Genomic DNA, 18,094 nt, shown 5'->3' with positions numbered 1-18,094 from the left:
CCGATGCTAGCCCTACCCCCAGCAATGGAAAGCGGCGACCCGAAAATCGACGAACCCACTGGCAGCGATGGCGTTGCCGCCCCCGATGCCGCGTCCTTCCCTGCCGCCTGCCGCGGCCCTCCTCGCCCTTTCCCTGCTCCCCGTCAGCAATGGCGGGGCTTTGCCAATTCTAGCCCTCGGTACTGATGCTAGGTACAGGCACGCTTTGTTCAGCCGCTACAACCGTGGCGAGAGGTGTGGCAGGTAGCAGCATGCCTCTCGTCATCCAGCGGCTTTCGGCCGCCATCTTCGTCCTGCTTGCGCTTCTGTCCGGCTCTTCCGCTGGGGCTGCCGAACTGCTCGGGCGGGTGGTCGGCCTCGCGGACGGGGACACCTTGACCCTGCTCACTGCGGAGCACCGCCAAGTGCGGGTCCGATTAGGCGAGATCGACACCCCCGAGAGCCGACAGCCCTACGGCACACGCGCGCAGCAGATCCTTTCGGGACTAGTCTTCGGCAAAGACGTGCGGATCGTGGTGCAGGATACGGACCGGTACGGGCGGACTGTTGGGCGAGTCTACGCTGGCCCGCTGGACGTGAATGCCGAGATGGTCCGGCAGGGTGCCGCTTGGGTCTATCGTCAATACAGTCGGGATTCCGAGCTGCTGCGGATCGAGGCCGAAGCCAAGGCAGGTCGCCGCGGCCTATGGTCACTCCCCGAGGCCGAACGCACGCCACCTTGGGAATGGCGCGCCGCAATGCGTGGAGGTGGAACCGGCCACAGCGCTGAGGCGCCGGCAGCGCCCATGCGTTCCGCACCAACGGCGAGCAGCGGCTTCACCTGCGGCGGCAAGCAGTATTGTCGGGAGATGACCAGCTGCGCCGAGGCTCGCTTCTACCTGCAGCAGTGTGGGCTCTCACGGTTGGATGGCGATCGTGACGGAGTGCCGTGCGAAAGCCTTTGCCGATGAGATCCACGCTATGTGGCAAAAGGATGCTCTCAGCGGCCATAGATTGAACGTGGCTGGCTTGCGTAAGGATTGCCACCCGACGTGCTGGGCGCGTTGAAGGCAGGGTAAGGGCTCCGGGTTCCGGCCTGCCCTGTGTAGGGATTGACGTTCCCCTGCGTGCTCCAGTTGTCCAGCCGGCTAGCGTTGGGAGCAGATTGATAATGCGGCTGCACATAGGTGCCGTTCTGCCTCGTGTAGCCCTGGTAATAAGTGGACTGCGCGGCGGCTTCTCCAGCCAGAAGCAATGCAGCCATAACGAGGATGCTTTGCATAACAGGATCCCTCTGCCTTGTCTGCGGAGGGGCATAACACCTTTTAAACGTGTTATGTAACGAGATACCCATAGGTTGATGAGATTTTCGCATCAAGGGTGCTGCCCTCACGCGTCGTTCTTTTGTCAGATCATTATGGCTGTGGTGATGTTTCCGGCAGGTAAAGCTGGGGAATGTCCGTTGATCACCGTCGAGATGGCCTACGTCGGCCTAGCCGTCAGCGTTGCCGTGATGCTTGGCGTTCGGCCGCTAGAGGCCCGAATGACGCGCTGGGCCCGGATCCGCCGTCTCCACAATCGGTTTGCGGGCGCACCTCTCCATCGGCTGTCGGGTCTCAGAGGGGACCAGGCGTGGCCGGAGAAGGGTCCAGCCGATGACCAATGACCCCGACCGCCTGCTGCAGATCCTGCGCGAGACATGCCTGTCCGAAATCCGTTCTGACCATCCGGATCTGCCCCTCCGGTACCTCGCCGTGCTGCTGGTGATCTACCAGACGGACGAGCCGCAAACCGTCCGCGGGTTGGCGAAGCATCTGAACATCAACAAGCCCGCCATTACCCGCGCGCTCGACCGGCTGGAAGAGCTCAACTTGGCGTACCGGGAGGTTGATCTGAATGACCGACGCAGCGTTCTGGTACAGCGGACCGTTGGCGGGACCGCGATGGTGGAGCGGTTGGGGGCGACGATGGTTAGGGCTGCTACGGAGACCGGTCATAGGACCTAGTTGAACCGCGAGAGGAGGCTTGTATTGCCCGTCCAACCGCCAGCTACGCCGGTGTTAGAAAAAGTCGCTCACGACCTCGTTCGAGAACTTGTTCACCGGTACCGTGAACGATGGCACCAGGAAGCCAAGACTGGCCGGCTGGATGGTAAGGTGCGTGGTACCAAGCCGCTGCAGGAGGCTAACTCTTGGCCGGCCTCGGTTGAGCCGGATCCTCCCCGCAAGCGCCGGGGTTAAGGGAAGCACCACCATGGCAGACCAGGAACCACCGCAGTCTGTTCAGGACGTGTTCCTGGCACAGCTGGTCCGAACCAGATCACCGGTGACGGTTTTCCTGACCAATGGGGTCAAGTTGCAGGGTCGGGTGGCTGATTTCGACCGCTTTTCCCTGATGCTGACCCGGGCCGGCCATGCGCAGCTCGTCTTCAAAAAAAGCAATCAGCACCGTCATGCCAAGCAGCGAGACCATGCAGACGGAAGCGCCCACGGGGCCAGCCGTGTCCTCCCGCCTCGCTCCGGCACGCCGCCCGGCATGATCTGGGAACCGGGTCTACCGTGGGGAATGAGTGCGCAGCAGGGGAACGGCTGAGGCAGGCCAGCGAAGCGCCATGACGTTGGCTGAAGCCGTTGCATTGGCCTGGCCATGCTGCTGATGGAAAGCGTTGTATTTTCACAAAGAGTCGGTACGCGAATGGGCGCCGTGTTGATCGCAGTCGCACTGCTGGCGATCGCCCTGGTGGTCTTTCACCAATGGCGCCGTTAGGAACAAGGTGACGCATCTCCTTGAGCAGCCATGCAAACCAATGAGGACCAAGCGACCAACCCAGAGATAGCCACTCTCCTGTTACGCATCTTCGAGGAGGCGTTTGACCAGCACGAAATGCGGCAGCGGAGGGGTAAATCAGCGGCTACTCAAGGTGATTGGTTCGCGGCAGCAGAACCTGTTGCTTGGCAAGTAGGGCTCGCCTCTCTGGAGGCGCTGGCAAAATTCTCTGGCTATAAAGATTTAGCTTCAGCCTGCGCTCGGCTTGTGTCGCTGGAAGAACACAAGCGGTGAGCTATGACCCAACCGCCGCAGCGTGCTGGTGCAGCGGACCGCCAGCGGGTCCACGCCTTGGCACGCCACCCGTCAATGCCAATAGGAGTGCTCACCAGGTCCAAGACCGAACAACCGGTCCTTGGCACGGCGAGTGACGCCGTAGCAGTCGCAGGAGGCCGCCTCGAGGCCGGGCCGGTCGGTGATGGTGATGCGGCCGCCGCTATAGCGGATCAACCCCGCCTTCTGCAGCACGCCGGCCGCCACCGTGACCCCGGCGCGACGCACCGCCAGCATCATGCCAAGCATTTCATGGGTGATCGGGAAGGTATCCCCACCGGCCCGGTCATGCGCCATCAGCAGCCAGCGGGCGAGGCGATCGTCGGTATGGTGGCGGCCGTTGCAGGCGCCAGTGCGCGCGACTTGGCCGTAATGGACTAGCGCATAGCGGTTCAGCAGGCGCCGCAGCTGGGGCAGGCGCTCCAGCACCGCCTGGAAGGCATTGGCTGGGATGCGGAAGGCGGTGCCGGCCATCTGCACGAGGCCCTCCAGGTCGTCGCGGTCGTCATCGAGCAGCAGGGGCAGCCCGATCAGCCCCTCATTGCCGACGATCCCGACCTCCGCACCGTCGCCATTCTCTAACATGGCGATCATCGAGACCATCCCGGTCTCGACGAACCACGCTGCCTCCATAGGCTGCTCTGGCACCTGGAGCACTTCGCGGAGGGTCAGCTCGACCGGCTCGAGCTGGGGCCATAGCTCGGCCAGATCCCCGGGCGGCAGGGCCTGCAGCAGGCGGTTGCGCGGGGAGGCGGCTGGTACAATGGAGAGGGTCATGGAGGGCTCCTGCGACGGAGTGTCGGCGGGAGCACAGGCATCTCTCGGTCACGCGCGCCGAAGGGCCGCAGCGGATGATGGATTGCACATGGCTACGCACACCGCGTTGCGTCAGCCCAGAACCGTACGAATGCTGCGATTAGACTGCCTCGGCGTGGTCTATGTACGTTTCCGCACACAACAGGATTACATAGCCTCGCCCCATCACCTGCGATAACTTCCGTTACCGAGGCAAACCAATCGCATCCTTAAGCGTGACTATCGCCAGCGTTTGCCCGGCCTGATCGGCGATTTCGATTCGTGGAACGTTCGCTGGCCCACCGCTGCGTAGGCGATCTGCGATCATCTGCTGCAACGTAGCGATTGCTTCCTTCTTAGCCGCGCCCAGGTCACAGAGTTCCGACCCTTCCGCGTCGAGGCTAAGCGCCTCATTGGTGCGAGAATGGAAGAAAAAACACTGCATTTTAGTAGCCTACATCCTGCCGTTCGCCTCGGCCTGTCCGCTTTCAAACATCGATCACCTGCAATAACCGCCGCGCATCGCAGGTGAACCGGCGCTGCCGCAGTCACCCCGTTCAGTTCGGCCAGCTGTCGCTTGAGGGTTTCGGCACAAGTACCCCCAGCCGAGCCGCCGCAGCCGCGAGCTGCGCCACGTCGCCCTCGCGCCATTGATGCCGGTTCAGCAGCTTGGTCGCCTCGGCCGGCGGCATCCCGAGCGCAGCGCCGATCTCATTGGGCGTGGTGATGCCGCGCTCGTCCAACTCGCGGCTGATCGCCATTCGAAGGCGAAGACTCTTCAGCCGATCGGCGTCTCGGCGCCGGCGCTCCTCGGGCGAGATCTTCGACTTCGCGGGCGTCGGCTGGTCATCAGGGGGCAGGCTCATGGTGCAGATATCGGCTGTCGCAGCATCGGCACCAGCCCACCGCGAGCGCTGGCGCGCAACGGCGCCGCTGGCGATGTACGGACAGTGCGGCGGGCGGTGCAGACGCTGCTGAATGACCCTGAGTGGTCGCAGTGGTCGGACCGGGAGATCGCGCGGCGCTGCGGCGATGACGCTCTACGCCAAGCAGCGCGACGACAAGGAGATGGCCGTCTGGGTCAGCGAGATCTACCTGCGGGCCTGCCTCCGTATTGGGGAGCTAGCGCTGGGGAGATGGCGACACCCTCACCACGGGCGATGGGGGCGGACGCTGCCGCTGGCGATGTGCGGGACCGGTGATGCGGGCTTGGGCGAAGCTGGCAAAGGACTGAGGCCCCGCGGCCGTTCTGGCGGCGGTGAATTGGCTAGGATCAGCCATGCCTTCTGACAAGCTAGCCCGCTCGTCGCCGACCGCGCAACACGCCCCGCTGCGTTGGATTGCGGGGCGCCCGGAGGCACAGGGCAGGGAGAGCCCCGCTTGAAATACGGCCGCCCGGCATCTTGTGCGCGACCGCGACCCTAACCCTGGTCTTCGACATATGGCGCGACGTTACCGGCTACGCCTTCGCGGAACTGCAACAACAGGTCCTGACGCTCTTCGCCGCCGATCGAGGCGCCCTGAAGTTCCTCCATCAGCGAGATGTACTGGCATTCCATTATGATCCTGTAGCGGTCCTTGGCGATGTACAGGCCCTCGTTTTCTCCAGCCGGTTCGTTTCCCAGGTCCGACATGAAGAAGTCCGCGATCTTCTCGGCCAGACCTTCCTCTGGGTGAGGGTGCTTGGCCACATAGTCCTGCTCGACCTGTTTAAGCCCCTGGATGGTATCGGTGAGGGCCTTGTCGAGGATGAGGATCGCCGTCATGGACGCCGCAGCCTGCGCGGCCGTGATGGCAAACCCGGTCACGATGCGCCCCGCATCGTCCACGATCACGCGGAAGGCGGTTTGCTCCGCCCGGCGGCCGATCTGCCGCTCGAATAGCTTTGTAAAAGCATGGTTACCGTTTTCCTGAAGGACGTAGTGATCGAAGCTCTTGAGCGTCTTCTCGCAAATCTTCTTGGTGACCCGGTCGCCGCCGAGGGTCACGCTGTGCAACGCCTTGCGCAGAATCCAGGGGCGCTCGCCTGGAGCTACCCGCTCGGCCAAGACCCTTCGCTCTGAGTTGTGGCGGGCGATGTGCTGGCCGACCCTTTTGGTGCGGCGTGCCAACCAAACCAAGGCCTTCTTGGCGATCGTGTCCGGGCCCATGAGGCAGTCCCCTTTGTCCCGGACGAAGGCTAACTGACCTAGGGTTTCTCAATCCACAAAGTGTGGTGGTCCTAGGGTAAAACCATGCCGCGAGTTTTCTATCCGAGCAGAAAGTTTCGCTATGCATAGGCTTTAGGCGTCGCGGCCATCTGGCTAGGAACCCCCCGCAGGGATTGTTCTCTTGCACCTCGGCAGGCCAGCTTCTGCAGCTCCGGCCCGAACAGGTGCTCCCGCGCCGCCGGGTCCGTCTTCACCGCGCCTATGGCGACCTCCTCGACCAATGCCCAGGCGTGCAGAGTGGTGCTCATAACCCCGCCCTCTGAGCCGCCATCCACTCCTCCATCGTCGCTTCGGGCGGTGCCAGGATCACCGGCCCGGTCCAGCCCGTGCGGCGCTGGTGCTCAGCAATGGCCACACCCACCGCCGCCGGGCTCGCCAGGTCCTCATCCGACAGCCAGATCACATAGCTCGGCGCAGGCGCGCGCCGTGCCTCCAGGGCGGCGACGCGCCGATGGATAGTGCCGCTCATGGCCGCGCCACCTTGCTCTCAGGCGCCCTGTCGATGATGCGCTGGAGATCGACATCGCTGGTGCTCTCAGGAAGCCCCAGGAAGGCCCACAGCGCCGCGTCGGGCCACTGCTCCGCCGGGGGACATGCCGGAAAGCTTCCCAGCCTGTTCCACCGGCTCGCTCGAGCCGGATGATGCGCACCTCAATCGGCTTCATGGTTCAGCCTCCTCACTGGTGTTATCGCGCGGCAACGGATGGCCAGCGATCGCAGCCGCCGCCAGATCATTCCATTCCGCCCATTCCCGCAGCGCTGCCTCGGCCTCCCGTAGCTGCCGCTGTACGTCATCAATCGCCGCGCCCAGCTCCTCGTCAGTGAGGCGCGACAGATCATCCCGGCCGCTCAACACCTGCTCCATCACTAGGCTTCTCCCAGAGTGACGATGATGAGGCTGGCGTCTGGCGGCGCGCCTGCGGGGCCGAACTGCGGCGCCATGGCCTGCTCCAGCGTCTCACCGAAGCCGACGTAGATCATTGTCCAGGGCTTCGCTCCCGCGTCGGCCTGCTCCAGCGCCGCCACGCGTCGGTTGAGGGCGTGCCCGGTCATTGCCCCGCCCTCGCCTCGAGCGCCGCGATGCGCTCGGCCAGCTCTGCGGTCTCGATCGCCCGGCGCTGAATTTCCACGACGCCGGCGACTGCCTGTGCTTCGTCGGGGGTCAGATCACCAGACGCGACTGCCTCCACGATGGCGGCAGCCGCCTTCACCGCGTCGGTGGCGCCGGCGATCGGCGGCAGGTCAAACTCCACCAGGCGGCCTTTTCGCTCCGGCCAGACCCGGCGGAGGAGAATTTCGGCCGCACGCATGTCACCGGCCTGCGCGTCCTCCACCACCTTGCGCAGCACGGCCTCGGCCCCCTCGGCGCCGATGGCATTCAGCGCGAGAAGAGCCTTATGGCGCGTGCCGCGCGGGCGCCCGGACGGGTTGCCGGATTGCCCCGGCTCGAACCGACCACCCGTCTGTTTCAGATCTGTTGTTTCAGGTTCGGCGCTCACGGGTGGGCTCCTGCCGGTTGCGATGGCTGCTGAGGTTGAGGCGGGCGCCAGACGTCAGCGAGCCATCCGGGTTGTTCCGCGCCAGTGACGGCAGTGACGGCCAGTGACGCCCCAAACCCAAACCGCTCTGTGTGCGCATGCGCGTATGCGCGTGATCACCCATATATTGGTGTTGATTTGCACTGAGACCTCACCCACTACGGGGACAACAAAGGGTGCATTCGGGAATAACCAGACGGCTCCGGTCGGAGCATGTCCAAACTGCCGTTGCGGCCAAAGAGGCGAAGAGGCTGCGGGAGGCGCTGGCCGAGGCGCGGCGGCCGTTCTGGCGGCGGTGGATTGGGTGAAATGATCTCGACCGACACCACTGCCCTGATCGCCGTCGTACTGGCTGATCTACCGCCCCATGAACAAACTGGCCTGATGGTGCTGACGATGCGGGCCTACATCGGAACAGCCCGAGATGCCGGCATGACCGACGGGGATATCGAGGTGAGCCTCCGAGCTTTCTGCGGGGCGTGGATTAAGAAGGCGGCGGCGATGCGGCCAGCGGCGTGGTTCCAATGATGGCGGCAGCCTCGGCTGAGAGCCATACAACGTAGCTGCTGGTCGGCTTGCCGCGGTTAAGAGACTGCACGCACCCGCCCACTACCCTGCAGCATGACCCTCTTCCCGGATCCACCCCCGCCAGCGGCACGCCCTGAGCCCGAGATCACCGCGGCCGAGGGCGCGCTGAGCGGCCCGTCCTACCGCTACCGCGGCGCCGTCATCGACTGCCAGAAGGGCGGGCATGTGTGCACGCTGCGGATGCCGGATCACCCGTTCCATGGCCGGGGCTTCGGCTCGGTGGGCACCATCACCCCGCTGGTGGATCTCTGGCTCGATGAGCGCCGGCTGCCGAAATACATGTTGGCGGTGCCGAAGGTGAGGTAAGGGGTGCGCTAGGCGAAGCAAAAGCCAGTGCTGGTGATCGTCTGCTCGCGGTGCGGTGCCCGTTATGCCGATCCTGGCGGAGATGCGACGCCATGGCGCTGCCGGGTCTGCGAGGCAGCATTGTCGCGGGAGAAGGCGGCCTAGCGTCTCGTCCTCGCTCAATAGCTCCACCGTCGACTGCTCAGGAGGGGTTGCCACCCGAGGCCATAGGCATGCGTCGGAACGTCCTGCAGGTGCCGGACTGGCCGGGGTGGCAGCGGGCGCCGATATACCTGGTCACCATCAAGCCGGCCGCGCCGGCTGCGCGTTGGAGCTGAGTGGGCTGCAGATCCGAGGCCGAGAGACGATGACGCATGTAATCGAGGGGATGGATGCGCTGCGGGCCCGGCGAAAGGCCGGCTGACCCCCTATCCCCACCTGATTAGGAGCACGCCATGCCCGTCCTATCTGCCAACCGGCAGCTGCGCCCCATCAGCCAGACCGTGACCGTGTCCGTCCGGTCGGGTCTGTCCGCGGCTCAGCAGCTTCTGCCTATCAGCCAGCAGGTGACGCTCCACGTTGAGCCCGAACTGAAGGTCAGCGCCGACCAGCAGCTCGAGCAGGTGAGCCAAACGGTCCGGATCAAGCTGGGTGGGGGCTTCGTGCAGGCCGAGCCGAGGCCGCCGGGCACGCCTGCGCAGCCACGGCCAGGAGGTGCGATATGACCGACAAGCCCGAAGCACCCGGCCAGATGTTCAGCCACCTGCGGCTGCTGATCGCGAATGACCTCATAGCGATAAACCTCCCACCGGACCCACCCCGACGCGGTGACCGCCCTGTAGAGATCGACCGGACGCCGGTGCGCGTTCTCGGCAAGCGCCTGCACGAGGTTTGGTGGCGCGGCCGGCAATGGGCCGTCACGGCCTATGGGCTGGAATGCCTAGACGGCACCTATCCCATCAAGGGGAAACGGCTGGCCGAGGACGTGGACCGCTACGGCTGGCCGCAGCACATGAGCGGGAAGGGGTGGTGCGACCCCGAGGACTTCGCTACGGCCTGGCTGGCGGCCCTGGCGCTGCACGGCATCAAGGTTCCGGGTGGCAAGGCGGCGATCCGCACGGCCCTCGGTCGCGCCAGGGTAGCCTCGGACTGCACCGTGTTCCCGGATGAGCGGTGCTCAACCCCTACCAAGTGTGCGGCAACGCGATGCCAGCACGTGGTGGTGTGACGGAGGCAGCTAGCGGGAGCGAATGAATCGCTACAGCTTTTGAGGTCTGCGACCGGCCCCGAGTGGAATTTTCATCATGGCGAAATAGGGGGGTCATGTGGCCCGCTGTTCGCCCGTCGGTTAGAGGCGGCCCGCCCCCGGTCGACTACTGCCTCGCCGAGCTGTCGCTAGCGCTCTACCAAAGGTAGGATTGGGCCATGCAAAAAAAATCAGACAGCAATGTGCATGCCTAACTGACCCATCCACTTATGCCGCGATGGATGGCACCATGGCTGAGGCAAAAGCTCGGTTTGATCGGCAGTTGAGGATCTTGCTCGCTGAGATAGAGCTGCTTGTTACGGCTCTACGAGCTGACGCCTTGGTCATTCGGCAAAAGCAATTCGCCGAAGAGGCTTTGGCAAATCGGTTTGGGGACCGAGGCTAGCTGGCGCTCTGACTGGACGACCGGCCGGCCGCCGGACCGGCATCTACCTCAAGCTGAAGGTGGTGGCGCAGTCGCAGGGCGTCGACATCGAGACGGCCATCCGGCAGGCGGTCGAAAGCGGCGCGATCACCCTTGAGGATTACGAAATGATGGGGCTGCTGCTGTTGGGCGGCCGTCACCCGCCGATGGCGTGACGGCGACTCACGCCTGAGAATGCCTGCTTCTCGGGCCTGAGCGGGACCTACCGCAATTCGCATCTAGGCAGAGAGAAGGCTGCCCAGGAAAGGCGGGCGGCCTGAGTTTGTGCAAGACAGACTTTGCCAATCTGCCCCGCCAAACGTCGCCCTTGCTGGGCTGGTTCTCGAGCATTCCGCCAATGGCTGGAGCGTTCCGCAGGCCGCGCGACCAGCCTTGCCTGCCTTGATGAGGTGGATGCCCCCTGCTCCGCGGCATCGAGGTGCCATAGCGTGGTTTGTGCTGAGCCTGACCACGAGGGAGAGGAGGCATCCATGGAGGAGATTACGACGATCGGCCTCGACCTGGCCAAAAGCGTCTTCCAGGTGCACGGGGTCAATGCGGCAGGTGGGGTGGTGGTACGGCGCAAGCTGCGCCGGTCGGCGCTGCTGGACTTCTTCGCGGCCCTGCCGCCGGCGCTGGTCGGCATGGAGGCCTGCGGCGGAGCGCACCACTGGGCGCGCGAGCTCACCCGCCTCGGCCATACGGTCCGGCTCATGCCGCCGGCTTACGTGAAGCCCTACGTCATGTGTGGATGGCCCCCTCGATGCAAGGGCTTTCTGGTGTGGTGGCGCCGCGGTCGGGTGCGGTCATGTGTCCGGCCTCGATGTGCGGTGCGCATGACCGCGGGCCCTGATGAAATCCGCGACCCTGCTTCCAATCAAGCGGCCGCGTTCCACGACGCTTTGACATAGACGGGTTCAGCAGGGTTCCGGGATCGACCGGTTTTGCCATCACTCCACTTTGCCCTCACGCTCCCATCGGTCGCGGCATCTCCGATGGGGAAGCTCTCACCTTCGTTTTACCCGGCAGCCGGCGCCGCGACGGCTGCGTCGGCGGCTCGATAAGCCTCCCCGCTGCGCAGCATGGCCCAGATCACCCGGGCTGTTTTGTTCGCCACGGCGATGGCCACCACCTTCGCCGGCCGACGCTCCAGCAGCCTCCCCAGCCAGCTTCCCGCGTCCTGCGCCTTCTTGCTGCGGATCACTGCGATGGAGCCAATGAACAGGAGGCGCCGCAGGTAGGCGTCTCCGGCCTTGGAGATGCCGCCTTGCTTGGCCTTGCCACCGCTGCTGTTCTGCTTCGGGGTCAGCCCCCATGCCGCCGAGAGGTGCCGGGCAGAGGTGAAGTTCGAGGCATCACCGATCGTGGCGACTACTGCTGAGGCGGTGATTGGTCCGACGCCAGGGATCTTGGCCAGCCGCCGGCTCGCCTCATTGCCCTTGTGCCACTCCAGGATCAGCGCCTCGAGTTTATCGATCTGCGTCTCCACCGCCTCGATCTGGGCAGCGAGGCAGGTGAGCGATGCCTTGGCAAGCGGCGGTATCTTAGCAGCATCCGCCCCTACCAGTTCCGCAACAAGATCGGCCACGCGACGGATCCCTTTGGCGGCGATGATGCCCAGCTCCGCAAGGTGGCCCCGAAGCGCATTCGCCAGAGCCGTTCTTTGTCCAACAAGCAGCTCACGGGAGCGGTGCATCATCATTGCCGCCTGCTGTTCGGGTGTCTTGGCCGGCACGAAGTGCATGTTGGGCCGGGTGACCGCTTCACAGATGGCCTCAGCATCGGCAGCGTCGGTCTTGCCGCGCTTGCCGTACGGCTTGACGTAGGTGGGTGGTAGCAGCCTCACCTCGTGCCCGAGAGCGGCGATCTCGCGGGCCCAGTAGTGCCCTGTGCCGCACGCCTCGATACCCACCAGAGCCTTGGGTTGATTCTTGAAGAATGCGAGCACATCTCCGCGGCTGAGCTTGCGACGCAACACGACCTGGCCAGCGACATCGACCCCGTGAACCTGGAAGAAGTTCTTGGCAATATCGAGACCGATGATGGCCGGGCTGGCTTTTGCGTTGGTCTGCATGGTGGATGGCTCCTCTCGCTCGTTGGCCACAACAGCTCCGAGCTTGGCACAGAGATGCCGCTCAGGGGCCATCCACCTCATCAAGCGGGGCAAGACCGACGCGGCGGACGCCGAGGCGATCTGTGAGGCGGTGACGCGCCCGACCATGCGCTTTGTGCCGGTCAAGACGGAGGCGCAGCAGGCGAGCCTGGTGGAGCTGAAGGTCCGCGACATGCTGGTGCGCCAGCGCACCCAGACCGTCAACGCATTGCGCTCCCACCTCGCCGAGTACGGCATCGTGGCGGCGCAGGGGCGCAAGGTCGCCGAGCTGATCGCGGTGGTGCGCGATGGCGACGATGCCCGGCTGCCCCACCTGGCCCGCGAGGCTCTGGACGAACTCGTGGCGCAGATCGAGGCCTTGGAGGGACGCATCGAGCGGCTCGACAGCCGCATGGTCCGCCATGCGCGAGAGGACGAGACGGCGCGGCGGCTGGCGAGCATCCCCGGAATCGGGGCGATCGGCGCGACAGCCCTGGCCGCGATGGTACCCTGTCCACAGAGCTTCGCCTCCGCGCGGCACTTTGCGGCCTCGCTTGGCCTGACCCCGCAGCCGCACTCGAGCGGCGGCAAGGAGCGCCTGGGCCGGATCTCCCGGCAGGGCAACCCCATGTTGCGCCGGCTGCTGGTGCTCGGCGCCACGAGCCGCCTGCGCTATGCCCGGCGCAACCCGGAGGCCTCGGACTGGGCCACGCGCCTGCTGGCGCGGCGGCCCTTCAAAGTCGTGGCCGTGGCGCTGGCCAACAAGATGGCCCGCATCGCCTGGGCCTTGCTGGCCCGGGGAGGGACCTACACGACAGCCGCGACCGCCTAGGCGGTCGCGTCCGAGCTCGCCGGGCGCCGCGCCTGGCGGGGGCCAAGGTGCCGAAGCGACGATGACAGCGAGAGACCGGTGAGCCGGTGACGAGAGAGGCCGTTTATCGCAGTGCGCGCCCAAGCGCGTTCACCTGATTGCCCCTCGTCCCGCGCAGCTCATCAGGGCCCGCGGCCAGACCGGCCGCATTTGAGGCCGAACACATGACCGCACCCGCGCTCTCGGTGCCTGCGTCGCTGATTCGCCTTGACCCGCAGGGGGCATCCACACATGCGATAACTCCGGCGTGGCGCAAGTGAGCGTCTACCAATGACAGCTGGCTCCCGACAGCTTGGGCTACGACCTTTCTCGACCCGCAGTTCGCCGAAAAGTTCAGCGATGTCGTCGGCCTGTACGTCGATCCACCAGCCCATGCCGTCGTGCTGTCGATCGACGAAAAGAGCCAGATCCAGGCGCTCGACCGCACCCAGCCCGGCCTGCCCATGAAGAAGGGACGAGCCGGGACAATGACCCACGATTACATCCGGTACGGCACGACGACGCTGTTCGCCGCGCTGAACGTGCTGGACGGCACGGTGGTCGGCCGCAACATGCGGCGCCACCGGCATCAGGAATTCATCCGCTTCCTCAACCAGGTCGAGGCCGCAGTGCCGGCGGGTAAGCTGGTCCACGCCGTGGTCGACAACTATGCCACGCACAAGCACCCCAAGGTGCGCGCCTGGCTGGTTCGCCACCCGCGCTGGACCTTCCACTTCACCCCAACCAGCGCATCCTGGCTCAACGCCGTGGAGGGCTTCTTCTCAACTCTCACCCGACGTCGGCTGAAGCGTGGGGTCTTCTGCTCGCTCGTCGACCTGCAGGCCGCCATCAACCGCTACGTCGCTGAGCACAACCACAAACCCAAACCCTTCACCTGGACCGCCGACCCAGATCGCGTCCTCGCCGCCATCGCACGAGGGAAGCAAGCGTTGGAGTCACTCCACTAGCGCTGCGAGCGACAAACCTTTGCAACTGCAAACTATTATTTTATTAAAAAAAAGCTATTAGACTAATATCAAAGCTCCATCGAATATGGGCGATAGGCCGTGTGACCTGAGTGATGCTCAGTCCTGCGGCCGCCCCTGCCATCCGTGTTTTGCCAGGAGTATTGCCGAGCATCTGAGCGTCAAGGCGCGAAGACCAGGGGTGGTGCTTACGTTGAATGCCGGACGGGCAGGAGGAAGGGGCGCTTCGCAAGAGCGCCCCTTCTGCTTTCGGTAAGCGTCGCGGCAATGGCATGGGCAGAGTTGCATTGACGGTGGGAGCCGGTTGAGCGTCGGCGGCTACGCCGCGACAGCGGGCACTGCGGCTGAGTTGTTGGACTTCCAGTTCCATGGCAGCAGCGTGTCCAACTCAGTGGCCTTGGTCCGCCCGGAGACGATGCGCTCCAGCACGTCCGTGAGCCAGGCCTGTGGGTCGACGCCGTTCAGTTTGGCGGTCTGGATCAGCGTCATGGCGATCGCCCATTGCCGCGCCCCACCATCACTTCCGGCGAACAGCGCATTCTTGCGCCCGAGGGCCACGGGCCTGATGGCGCGCTCGACCACGTTCGAGTCCATCTCGACCCGGCCATCATTGAGGAACACCGTCAGGCCGGGCCAATGCCGCAAGGCACAGCGGATGGCCTTGGCGAGATCCGAGGCGGCCGAGACGCGATCCTGATGGACCTGCAACCAGGCATGCAGGGCCTCGACAACCGGTCGACTGCGTTCCTGGCGCGCCTGTCGCCGGTGCTCGGCGGGATGGCCGCGGATCAGGCCCTCGATCGCGTAGAGCGCCCGAACCTGCGCCAGCACCTCGGCTGCGAGCGGTGATTGGGTGTAGGCGTGGAACTCGTAAAAGTGCCGCCGCATATGGGCCCAGCAGAAAGCCAGGCCGACCGAGGCGTCGGCGCGATCGCCGGCCAGCCGCTTGAACCCGGGATAGCCATCGACCTGCAGCACGCCGCGGAATGCCGCCAGATGCGCGGCGGGCCGGATACCTTTGCGATCCTCGGTGTAGACATAGGCCGCCACCGGGTGACCTGGGCCGCACCATGGCCGGTCATCGACCGCATAGCACCAGAGCCGCCCGGTCTTGGTACGGCCGCGGCCGGGGTCGAGGACTGGCAGTGTGGTGTCGTCGGCAAACAACTTGGGCGCGGACAGTGCTGTGCCGACCAGCAGGTCATAGAGCGGGGTCAACCACCAGCAGGCCCGGCCAACCCGTCGGACGTATACGTCCGACCCGAGCGTCGAGCGGTCGAGGGTGATGCCCTGCCGCGCCAGCATCTGGCCCTGGCGGTACAGCGGCAGGCTGTCGCAGAACTTGCTCACCAGCACATGTACGATCAGCGCCTCGGTCGCCATGCCGCCATCGATCAGCCGCTCCGGCGCGGGCGCCACCACCACCGCGCCCTCGCAGGCGCGGCAGGCATAGCGTGGACGGCGGGTGACCCGAACCCGCAACTGGGCAGGCACAATGTCGAGCTGCTCGGTGCGCAGCTCGCCGATGGCATGCAGCGTGCCGCCGCAGCAGGGACAGTCGCGGCGCTCAACATCGACCAGCACCTCATAGCGCGGCAGATGCTCCGGCAGGGCACCGTGGTTGCGCCGGGGTGGTGCCAGGCGGCGGCCCTGCTGGGCCTCTGCCGCCTCCTGCCCGGCCTGGTTCTCGGCGACGCTCTGCTCGAGATCCTCGAGCCCGAGCTGCAGCTGGTCCAGGTTGAGTCGCTGGCAGCGTCTCTGACTGTGTGGTCGGTGGCGTCGCGCTCGGGGTTGAGGCAGACGTCGCCGGCCGGCGTCCAGTTTCTGATCTGACGTGACCACCGCGTAGGGTTGGCAGCGCGGGCTTTGGCGTAGGGGTCGGTCCGACGCTCGATGAGCGCGTGATCCTCGCCGGTATATCGGACACCGGGCGTGACGAACCGGATCGCGCTGTGGCGGTGCCCGTGATTGTACCACGTCACGAAACTTGCGACCTGGCGCTGCGCGTCTTCCCTGCTGGCGAACCCCGATGCCGGCCAGTCCGGCCTGTACTTGCAGGTTCGGAACAGGGCTTCGGAGAACGGGTTGTCATCGGCCACCCGCGGCCGGCTGTAGGAGGCGATGACGCCGAACTGCTCGAGAGTGGCTTTCATGGTGGCGCCCTTCATCGGGCTGCCATTGTCAGCGTGCAGGACGAGCGGGCGGGTGAGACAGCCTTCGGCCCAGACTGCGCGGCGCACGACCTCGCTGGCCAGCTCGGCAGCCTCGCGCTCATGGACCTCTCATCCCACGAACTTGCGGCTGTAGATGTCGAGGATGAGGTAGTGATAGAAAAACCCGCCCCGGATCGGGCCGGGCATCCAGGTCGTGTCCCAGCTCCAGACCTCGTAGGGGCCACGGGCGCAGTGGCTGGTCGGCGGTTGGCGATGGACCGGCGGCTTGGCCCCGCCGCGATGGTGCTGCTGATCCGCGGCCCGCAGGATGCGGTAGACGCTGGCCGCCGAGGCGAGATAGCGGCCCTCGTCGGCGAGCCGAGGCACAAGCTGGCTGGGCGGCAGGCTCTTGAAAGCCTCGCTGTTGCAGGTGTCCAGCACCGCCCGGCGCTCCTCCGCGGACAGGGCGTTGCGAGGCGCTGGCCGGAGCGCTCTCGGGTGGCGGTCTTCGGGAGCGCCGTCCCCGCCCGCCAGCGCCGACAGGTTCGCTCGTCGAAACCGAGTTCAGCGCAGGTCTGGGTGCGACGCGCGCCAGCCGCGATGGCCTGATCGATCAGCGCGATGGCGTTCTGGCGATTTGGGGTGCTGATCATGCGTCCTTGCCGTCCCCCCGAATCGCGGCGTTTTTTCGCAGCACCAGCACCAGCACCAGCACCAGCACCGCCTCAGCGAGCGCGTTCGGGCCAGTGGCCTGAACCCTTGCGCGCCAGGTCGCGCTCGAGCGCCTTGACGCGCTGCTTCTCCTCCTTGGTCGCCTGGCTCAGCCGCTGGCTGCTGGCGCGCTCCCAGTCGTTGGCTTACTCGCAGGCGGCCCGCCAGGCCCCGATCTGCTCGGGGTAGAGACCTCGCTGGCGGCAGTAGGCGGCAAGATCGGCCTCACTCATGGCAGCCGTCTCGATCACCGCGGCGAACTTGTCGCGCGACGTCCAACCCTCCGAGCCAGCATCGGCATCGGGCAATAGTCGCGCTTGGCTGCGGTCCTCGCGGCGCCAGGCGTGCAGGGTTGCCTCGGAGATCCGCTCCTCCCTGGCCAGCCGCCGCAAGGGAGCCGCGTTCGGCGGCTCCAGCTTCTTCAAAACCGCCGTGCGGCGCTCCGGTGAGTAAGCCAACTCATCCCTCCATCCCGCCCCTCCAAAAATGAAAGATCATCTCAAGCAGCCGGATAACTTCCCTGACAGAGAGTGCCATCGCCTCGGCGCCAGTGGCCTGCCTCCGCCTCCTGCCGCGCCAGCTCCGCGGCGGCGAGAGCGGCACCTAGGAGCGCGTCCGAGTAACCGCGTCTAGGGGCTGACGCCGCTGAGGTTGGAGCGACATTGGTGGCGTGAGCATGCCGCCGAGCGTCAGGCTTGTGTTGCCCTGGCGAGCTTGGTGAGATTGTGGGCGGTGCAGATGGGCGCCCATTCGTGCTTCACCTTCTGGATGCCGCGGAGCAGGAACTGCTGGAACCCTCGTGCTGCTTTGATCTGTCCAAAGACGGGTTCGACGACCTGCTTACGTAATCAGTATCGGCTGCGGCGACCTGCACGTCTGAGCCGCTGGCGCATGGCCGAGACCAGCGGACCTCGACGTCGGTTCTCGCCGCCATCAGGGTGCTTGGCACGGCCGGTGGCGACGTAGCCGCGGATGCCGCGCTCGGCGAGGTCGGCCAGGTTGGCCTCGGAGCAGTATCCGCTGTCGGCTGAGACCTCGGCAGGCGTGGTGCTGGTGTTGGCGGTGACGGCGTCGAGCAGGGGTGCCAGCGCATCCTGGTCGGAGGCGTTGTTGGCCAGGTGGTGCGCCACGATCACCT

Annotated in this window: 21 protein-coding genes and 5 pseudogenes; 12 read left to right on the top strand and 14 right to left on the bottom strand. The window is 65.5% G+C overall.

The genetic code is table 11. The features are described from left to right. The first annotated feature begins 251 nt into the window (after positions 1–251). A complete protein-coding gene (locus tag BLR02_RS20125) occupies positions 252–950 on the top strand; it encodes a thermonuclease family protein (RefSeq protein WP_090664410.1) in 699 nt (232 codons plus the stop codon). A gap of 29 nt (positions 951–979) precedes the next feature. On the opposite strand, the gene BLR02_RS20120 is transcribed toward BLR02_RS20125, so the two are convergent. Further along, the gene (locus BLR02_RS20120) at positions 980–1,261 is read right to left on the bottom strand and encodes a hypothetical protein (RefSeq protein ID WP_090664409.1); all 282 of its coding nucleotides are present in this window, start codon (positions 1,259–1,261) and stop codon (positions 980–982) included. A 373-nt stretch (positions 1,262–1,634) separates the two neighbouring features. On the opposite strand from BLR02_RS20120, the gene BLR02_RS20115 reads away from it, so the two are divergent. The 3 genes and pseudogenes from BLR02_RS20115 to BLR02_RS28765 all read left to right on the top strand — a co-directional run bounded on the left by BLR02_RS20115 (position 1,635) and on the right by BLR02_RS28765 (position 3,039). Next, positions 1,635–1,985 (top strand): MarR family transcriptional regulator, encoded by a 351-nt coding sequence (locus BLR02_RS20115; RefSeq protein WP_090664408.1) that lies wholly within the window; start codon positions 1,635–1,637, stop codon positions 1,983–1,985. A 247-nt stretch (positions 1,986–2,232) separates the two neighbouring features. Then, positions 2,233–2,518: pseudogene (gene hfq, locus BLR02_RS20110) on the top strand (RNA chaperone Hfq). Positions 2,519–2,775: 257 nt separating this feature from the next. Then, positions 2,776–3,039, top strand: coding sequence for a hypothetical protein (locus BLR02_RS28765; protein WP_143018207.1), 264 nt, complete (start codon positions 2,776–2,778; stop codon positions 3,037–3,039). Between the two features lie 72 nt (positions 3,040–3,111). Here the strand turns inward: BLR02_RS28765 and BLR02_RS20105 are convergent, their stop codons facing one another. From BLR02_RS20105 to BLR02_RS20065, 9 genes are all read right to left on the bottom strand, one after another. Further along, positions 3,112–3,855 (bottom strand): Crp/Fnr family transcriptional regulator, encoded by a 744-nt coding sequence (locus BLR02_RS20105; protein ID WP_090664407.1) that lies wholly within the window; start codon positions 3,853–3,855, stop codon positions 3,112–3,114. Positions 3,856–4,078: 223 nt separating this feature from the next. Beyond that, a complete protein-coding gene (locus BLR02_RS31090) occupies positions 4,079–4,318 on the bottom strand; it encodes a DUF6894 family protein (protein ID WP_408735526.1) in 240 nt (79 codons plus the stop codon). Positions 4,319–4,430: 112 nt separating this feature from the next. Further along, a complete protein-coding gene (locus BLR02_RS20100; protein WP_143018206.1) occupies positions 4,431–4,739 on the bottom strand; it encodes a hypothetical protein in 309 nt (102 codons plus the stop codon). A 555-nt stretch (positions 4,740–5,294) separates the two neighbouring features. Further along, positions 5,295–6,023: a hypothetical protein gene (locus tag BLR02_RS20090; RefSeq protein ID WP_090664404.1), complete on the bottom strand. Its 729-nt coding sequence runs from the start codon at positions 6,021–6,023 to the stop codon at positions 5,295–5,297. A gap of 119 nt (positions 6,024–6,142) precedes the next feature. Next, a complete protein-coding gene (locus BLR02_RS29640; RefSeq protein WP_090664403.1) occupies positions 6,143–6,331 on the bottom strand; it encodes a hypothetical protein in 189 nt (62 codons plus the stop codon). Next, a complete protein-coding gene (locus tag BLR02_RS20080) occupies positions 6,328–6,552 on the bottom strand; it encodes a hypothetical protein (protein WP_090664402.1) in 225 nt (74 codons plus the stop codon). Before BLR02_RS20080 ends, BLR02_RS29640 begins: the two co-directional genes overlap by 4 nt. Before the next feature lie 192 nt (positions 6,553–6,744). Then, entirely contained in the window at positions 6,745–6,948 is a 204-nt protein-coding gene (locus tag BLR02_RS20075; RefSeq protein ID WP_090664401.1) for a hypothetical protein, read from the bottom strand. 2 nt (positions 6,949–6,950) lie between these two features. Next, the gene (locus tag BLR02_RS20070; protein ID WP_090664400.1) at positions 6,951–7,136 is read right to left on the bottom strand and encodes a hypothetical protein; all 186 of its coding nucleotides are present in this window, start codon (positions 7,134–7,136) and stop codon (positions 6,951–6,953) included. Then, positions 7,133–7,582, bottom strand: coding sequence for a DUF5681 domain-containing protein (locus BLR02_RS20065; protein WP_090664399.1), 450 nt, complete (start codon positions 7,580–7,582; stop codon positions 7,133–7,135). The genes BLR02_RS20070 and BLR02_RS20065 overlap by 4 nt, the downstream gene beginning before the upstream one ends. A 348-nt stretch (positions 7,583–7,930) precedes the next feature. Here BLR02_RS20065 and BLR02_RS20060 point away from each other — a divergent pair, with 348 nt between their 5' ends. From BLR02_RS20060 to BLR02_RS20040, 6 genes and pseudogenes are all read left to right on the top strand, one after another. Further along, a complete protein-coding gene (locus BLR02_RS20060; RefSeq protein WP_090664398.1) occupies positions 7,931–8,149 on the top strand; it encodes a hypothetical protein in 219 nt (72 codons plus the stop codon). A 93-nt stretch (positions 8,150–8,242) separates the two neighbouring features. Beyond that, positions 8,243–8,515 carry a hypothetical protein gene (locus BLR02_RS20055; protein WP_090664397.1) on the top strand — a complete coding sequence of 91 codons (273 nt, stop codon included), beginning with the start codon at positions 8,243–8,245 and terminating at the stop codon, positions 8,513–8,515. A 434-nt stretch (positions 8,516–8,949) separates the two neighbouring features. Beyond that, complete coding sequence (locus BLR02_RS20050) at positions 8,950–9,219, top strand: hypothetical protein (RefSeq protein WP_090664396.1); 270 nt, start codon at positions 8,950–8,952, stop codon at positions 9,217–9,219. Next, the gene (locus BLR02_RS20045; RefSeq protein WP_090664395.1) at positions 9,216–9,722 is read left to right on the top strand and encodes a hypothetical protein; all 507 of its coding nucleotides are present in this window, start codon (positions 9,216–9,218) and stop codon (positions 9,720–9,722) included. Before BLR02_RS20050 ends, BLR02_RS20045 begins: the two co-directional genes overlap by 4 nt. Positions 9,723–10,208: 486 nt before the next feature. Continuing rightward, complete coding sequence (locus BLR02_RS30910) at positions 10,209–10,340, top strand: hypothetical protein (protein ID WP_281201098.1); 132 nt, start codon at positions 10,209–10,211, stop codon at positions 10,338–10,340. Positions 10,341–10,655: 315 nt separating this feature from the next. Then, positions 10,656–10,916 (top strand): annotated as a pseudogene (locus BLR02_RS20040) (IS110 family transposase); the annotation flags it as partial. A 266-nt stretch (positions 10,917–11,182) separates the two neighbouring features. Here BLR02_RS20040 and BLR02_RS20035 read toward each other — a convergent pair. Beyond that, the gene (locus BLR02_RS20035) at positions 11,183–12,238 is read right to left on the bottom strand and encodes an IS110 family RNA-guided transposase (protein WP_090664475.1); all 1,056 of its coding nucleotides are present in this window, start codon (positions 12,236–12,238) and stop codon (positions 11,183–11,185) included. A gap of 43 nt (positions 12,239–12,281) precedes the next feature. Here BLR02_RS20035 and BLR02_RS20030 point away from each other — a divergent pair, with 43 nt between their 5' ends. Continuing rightward, a complete protein-coding gene (locus BLR02_RS20030; RefSeq protein WP_176849699.1) occupies positions 12,282–13,088 on the top strand; it encodes an IS110 family RNA-guided transposase in 807 nt (268 codons plus the stop codon). Positions 13,089–13,438: 350 nt separating this feature from the next. Further along, positions 13,439–14,074: pseudogene (locus BLR02_RS20025) on the top strand (IS630 family transposase); the annotation flags it as partial. Positions 14,075–14,410: 336 nt separating this feature from the next. Here BLR02_RS20025 and tnpC read toward each other — a convergent pair. The 3 genes and pseudogenes from tnpC to BLR02_RS30540 form a co-directional block, all read right to left on the bottom strand. Continuing rightward, positions 14,411–15,676, bottom strand: coding sequence for an IS66 family transposase (tnpC, locus tag BLR02_RS20020; RefSeq protein ID WP_408735525.1), 1,266 nt, complete (start codon positions 15,674–15,676; stop codon positions 14,411–14,413). 164 nt (positions 15,677–15,840) lie between these two features. Then, positions 15,841–17,444: pseudogene (locus BLR02_RS20015) on the bottom strand (IS3 family transposase); the annotation flags it as partial. A 201-nt stretch (positions 17,445–17,645) separates the two neighbouring features. After that, positions 17,646–18,094: pseudogene (locus tag BLR02_RS30540) on the bottom strand (transposase); the annotation flags it as partial.

Source organism: Belnapia rosea (genome assembly GCF_900101615.1).
GTDB classification, from domain to species: domain Bacteria; phylum Pseudomonadota; class Alphaproteobacteria; order Acetobacterales; family Acetobacteraceae; genus Belnapia; species Belnapia rosea.
The sequence above is the reverse complement of the archived record's forward strand: the minus strand, read 5'-3'. Positions and strand labels throughout refer to the sequence as shown.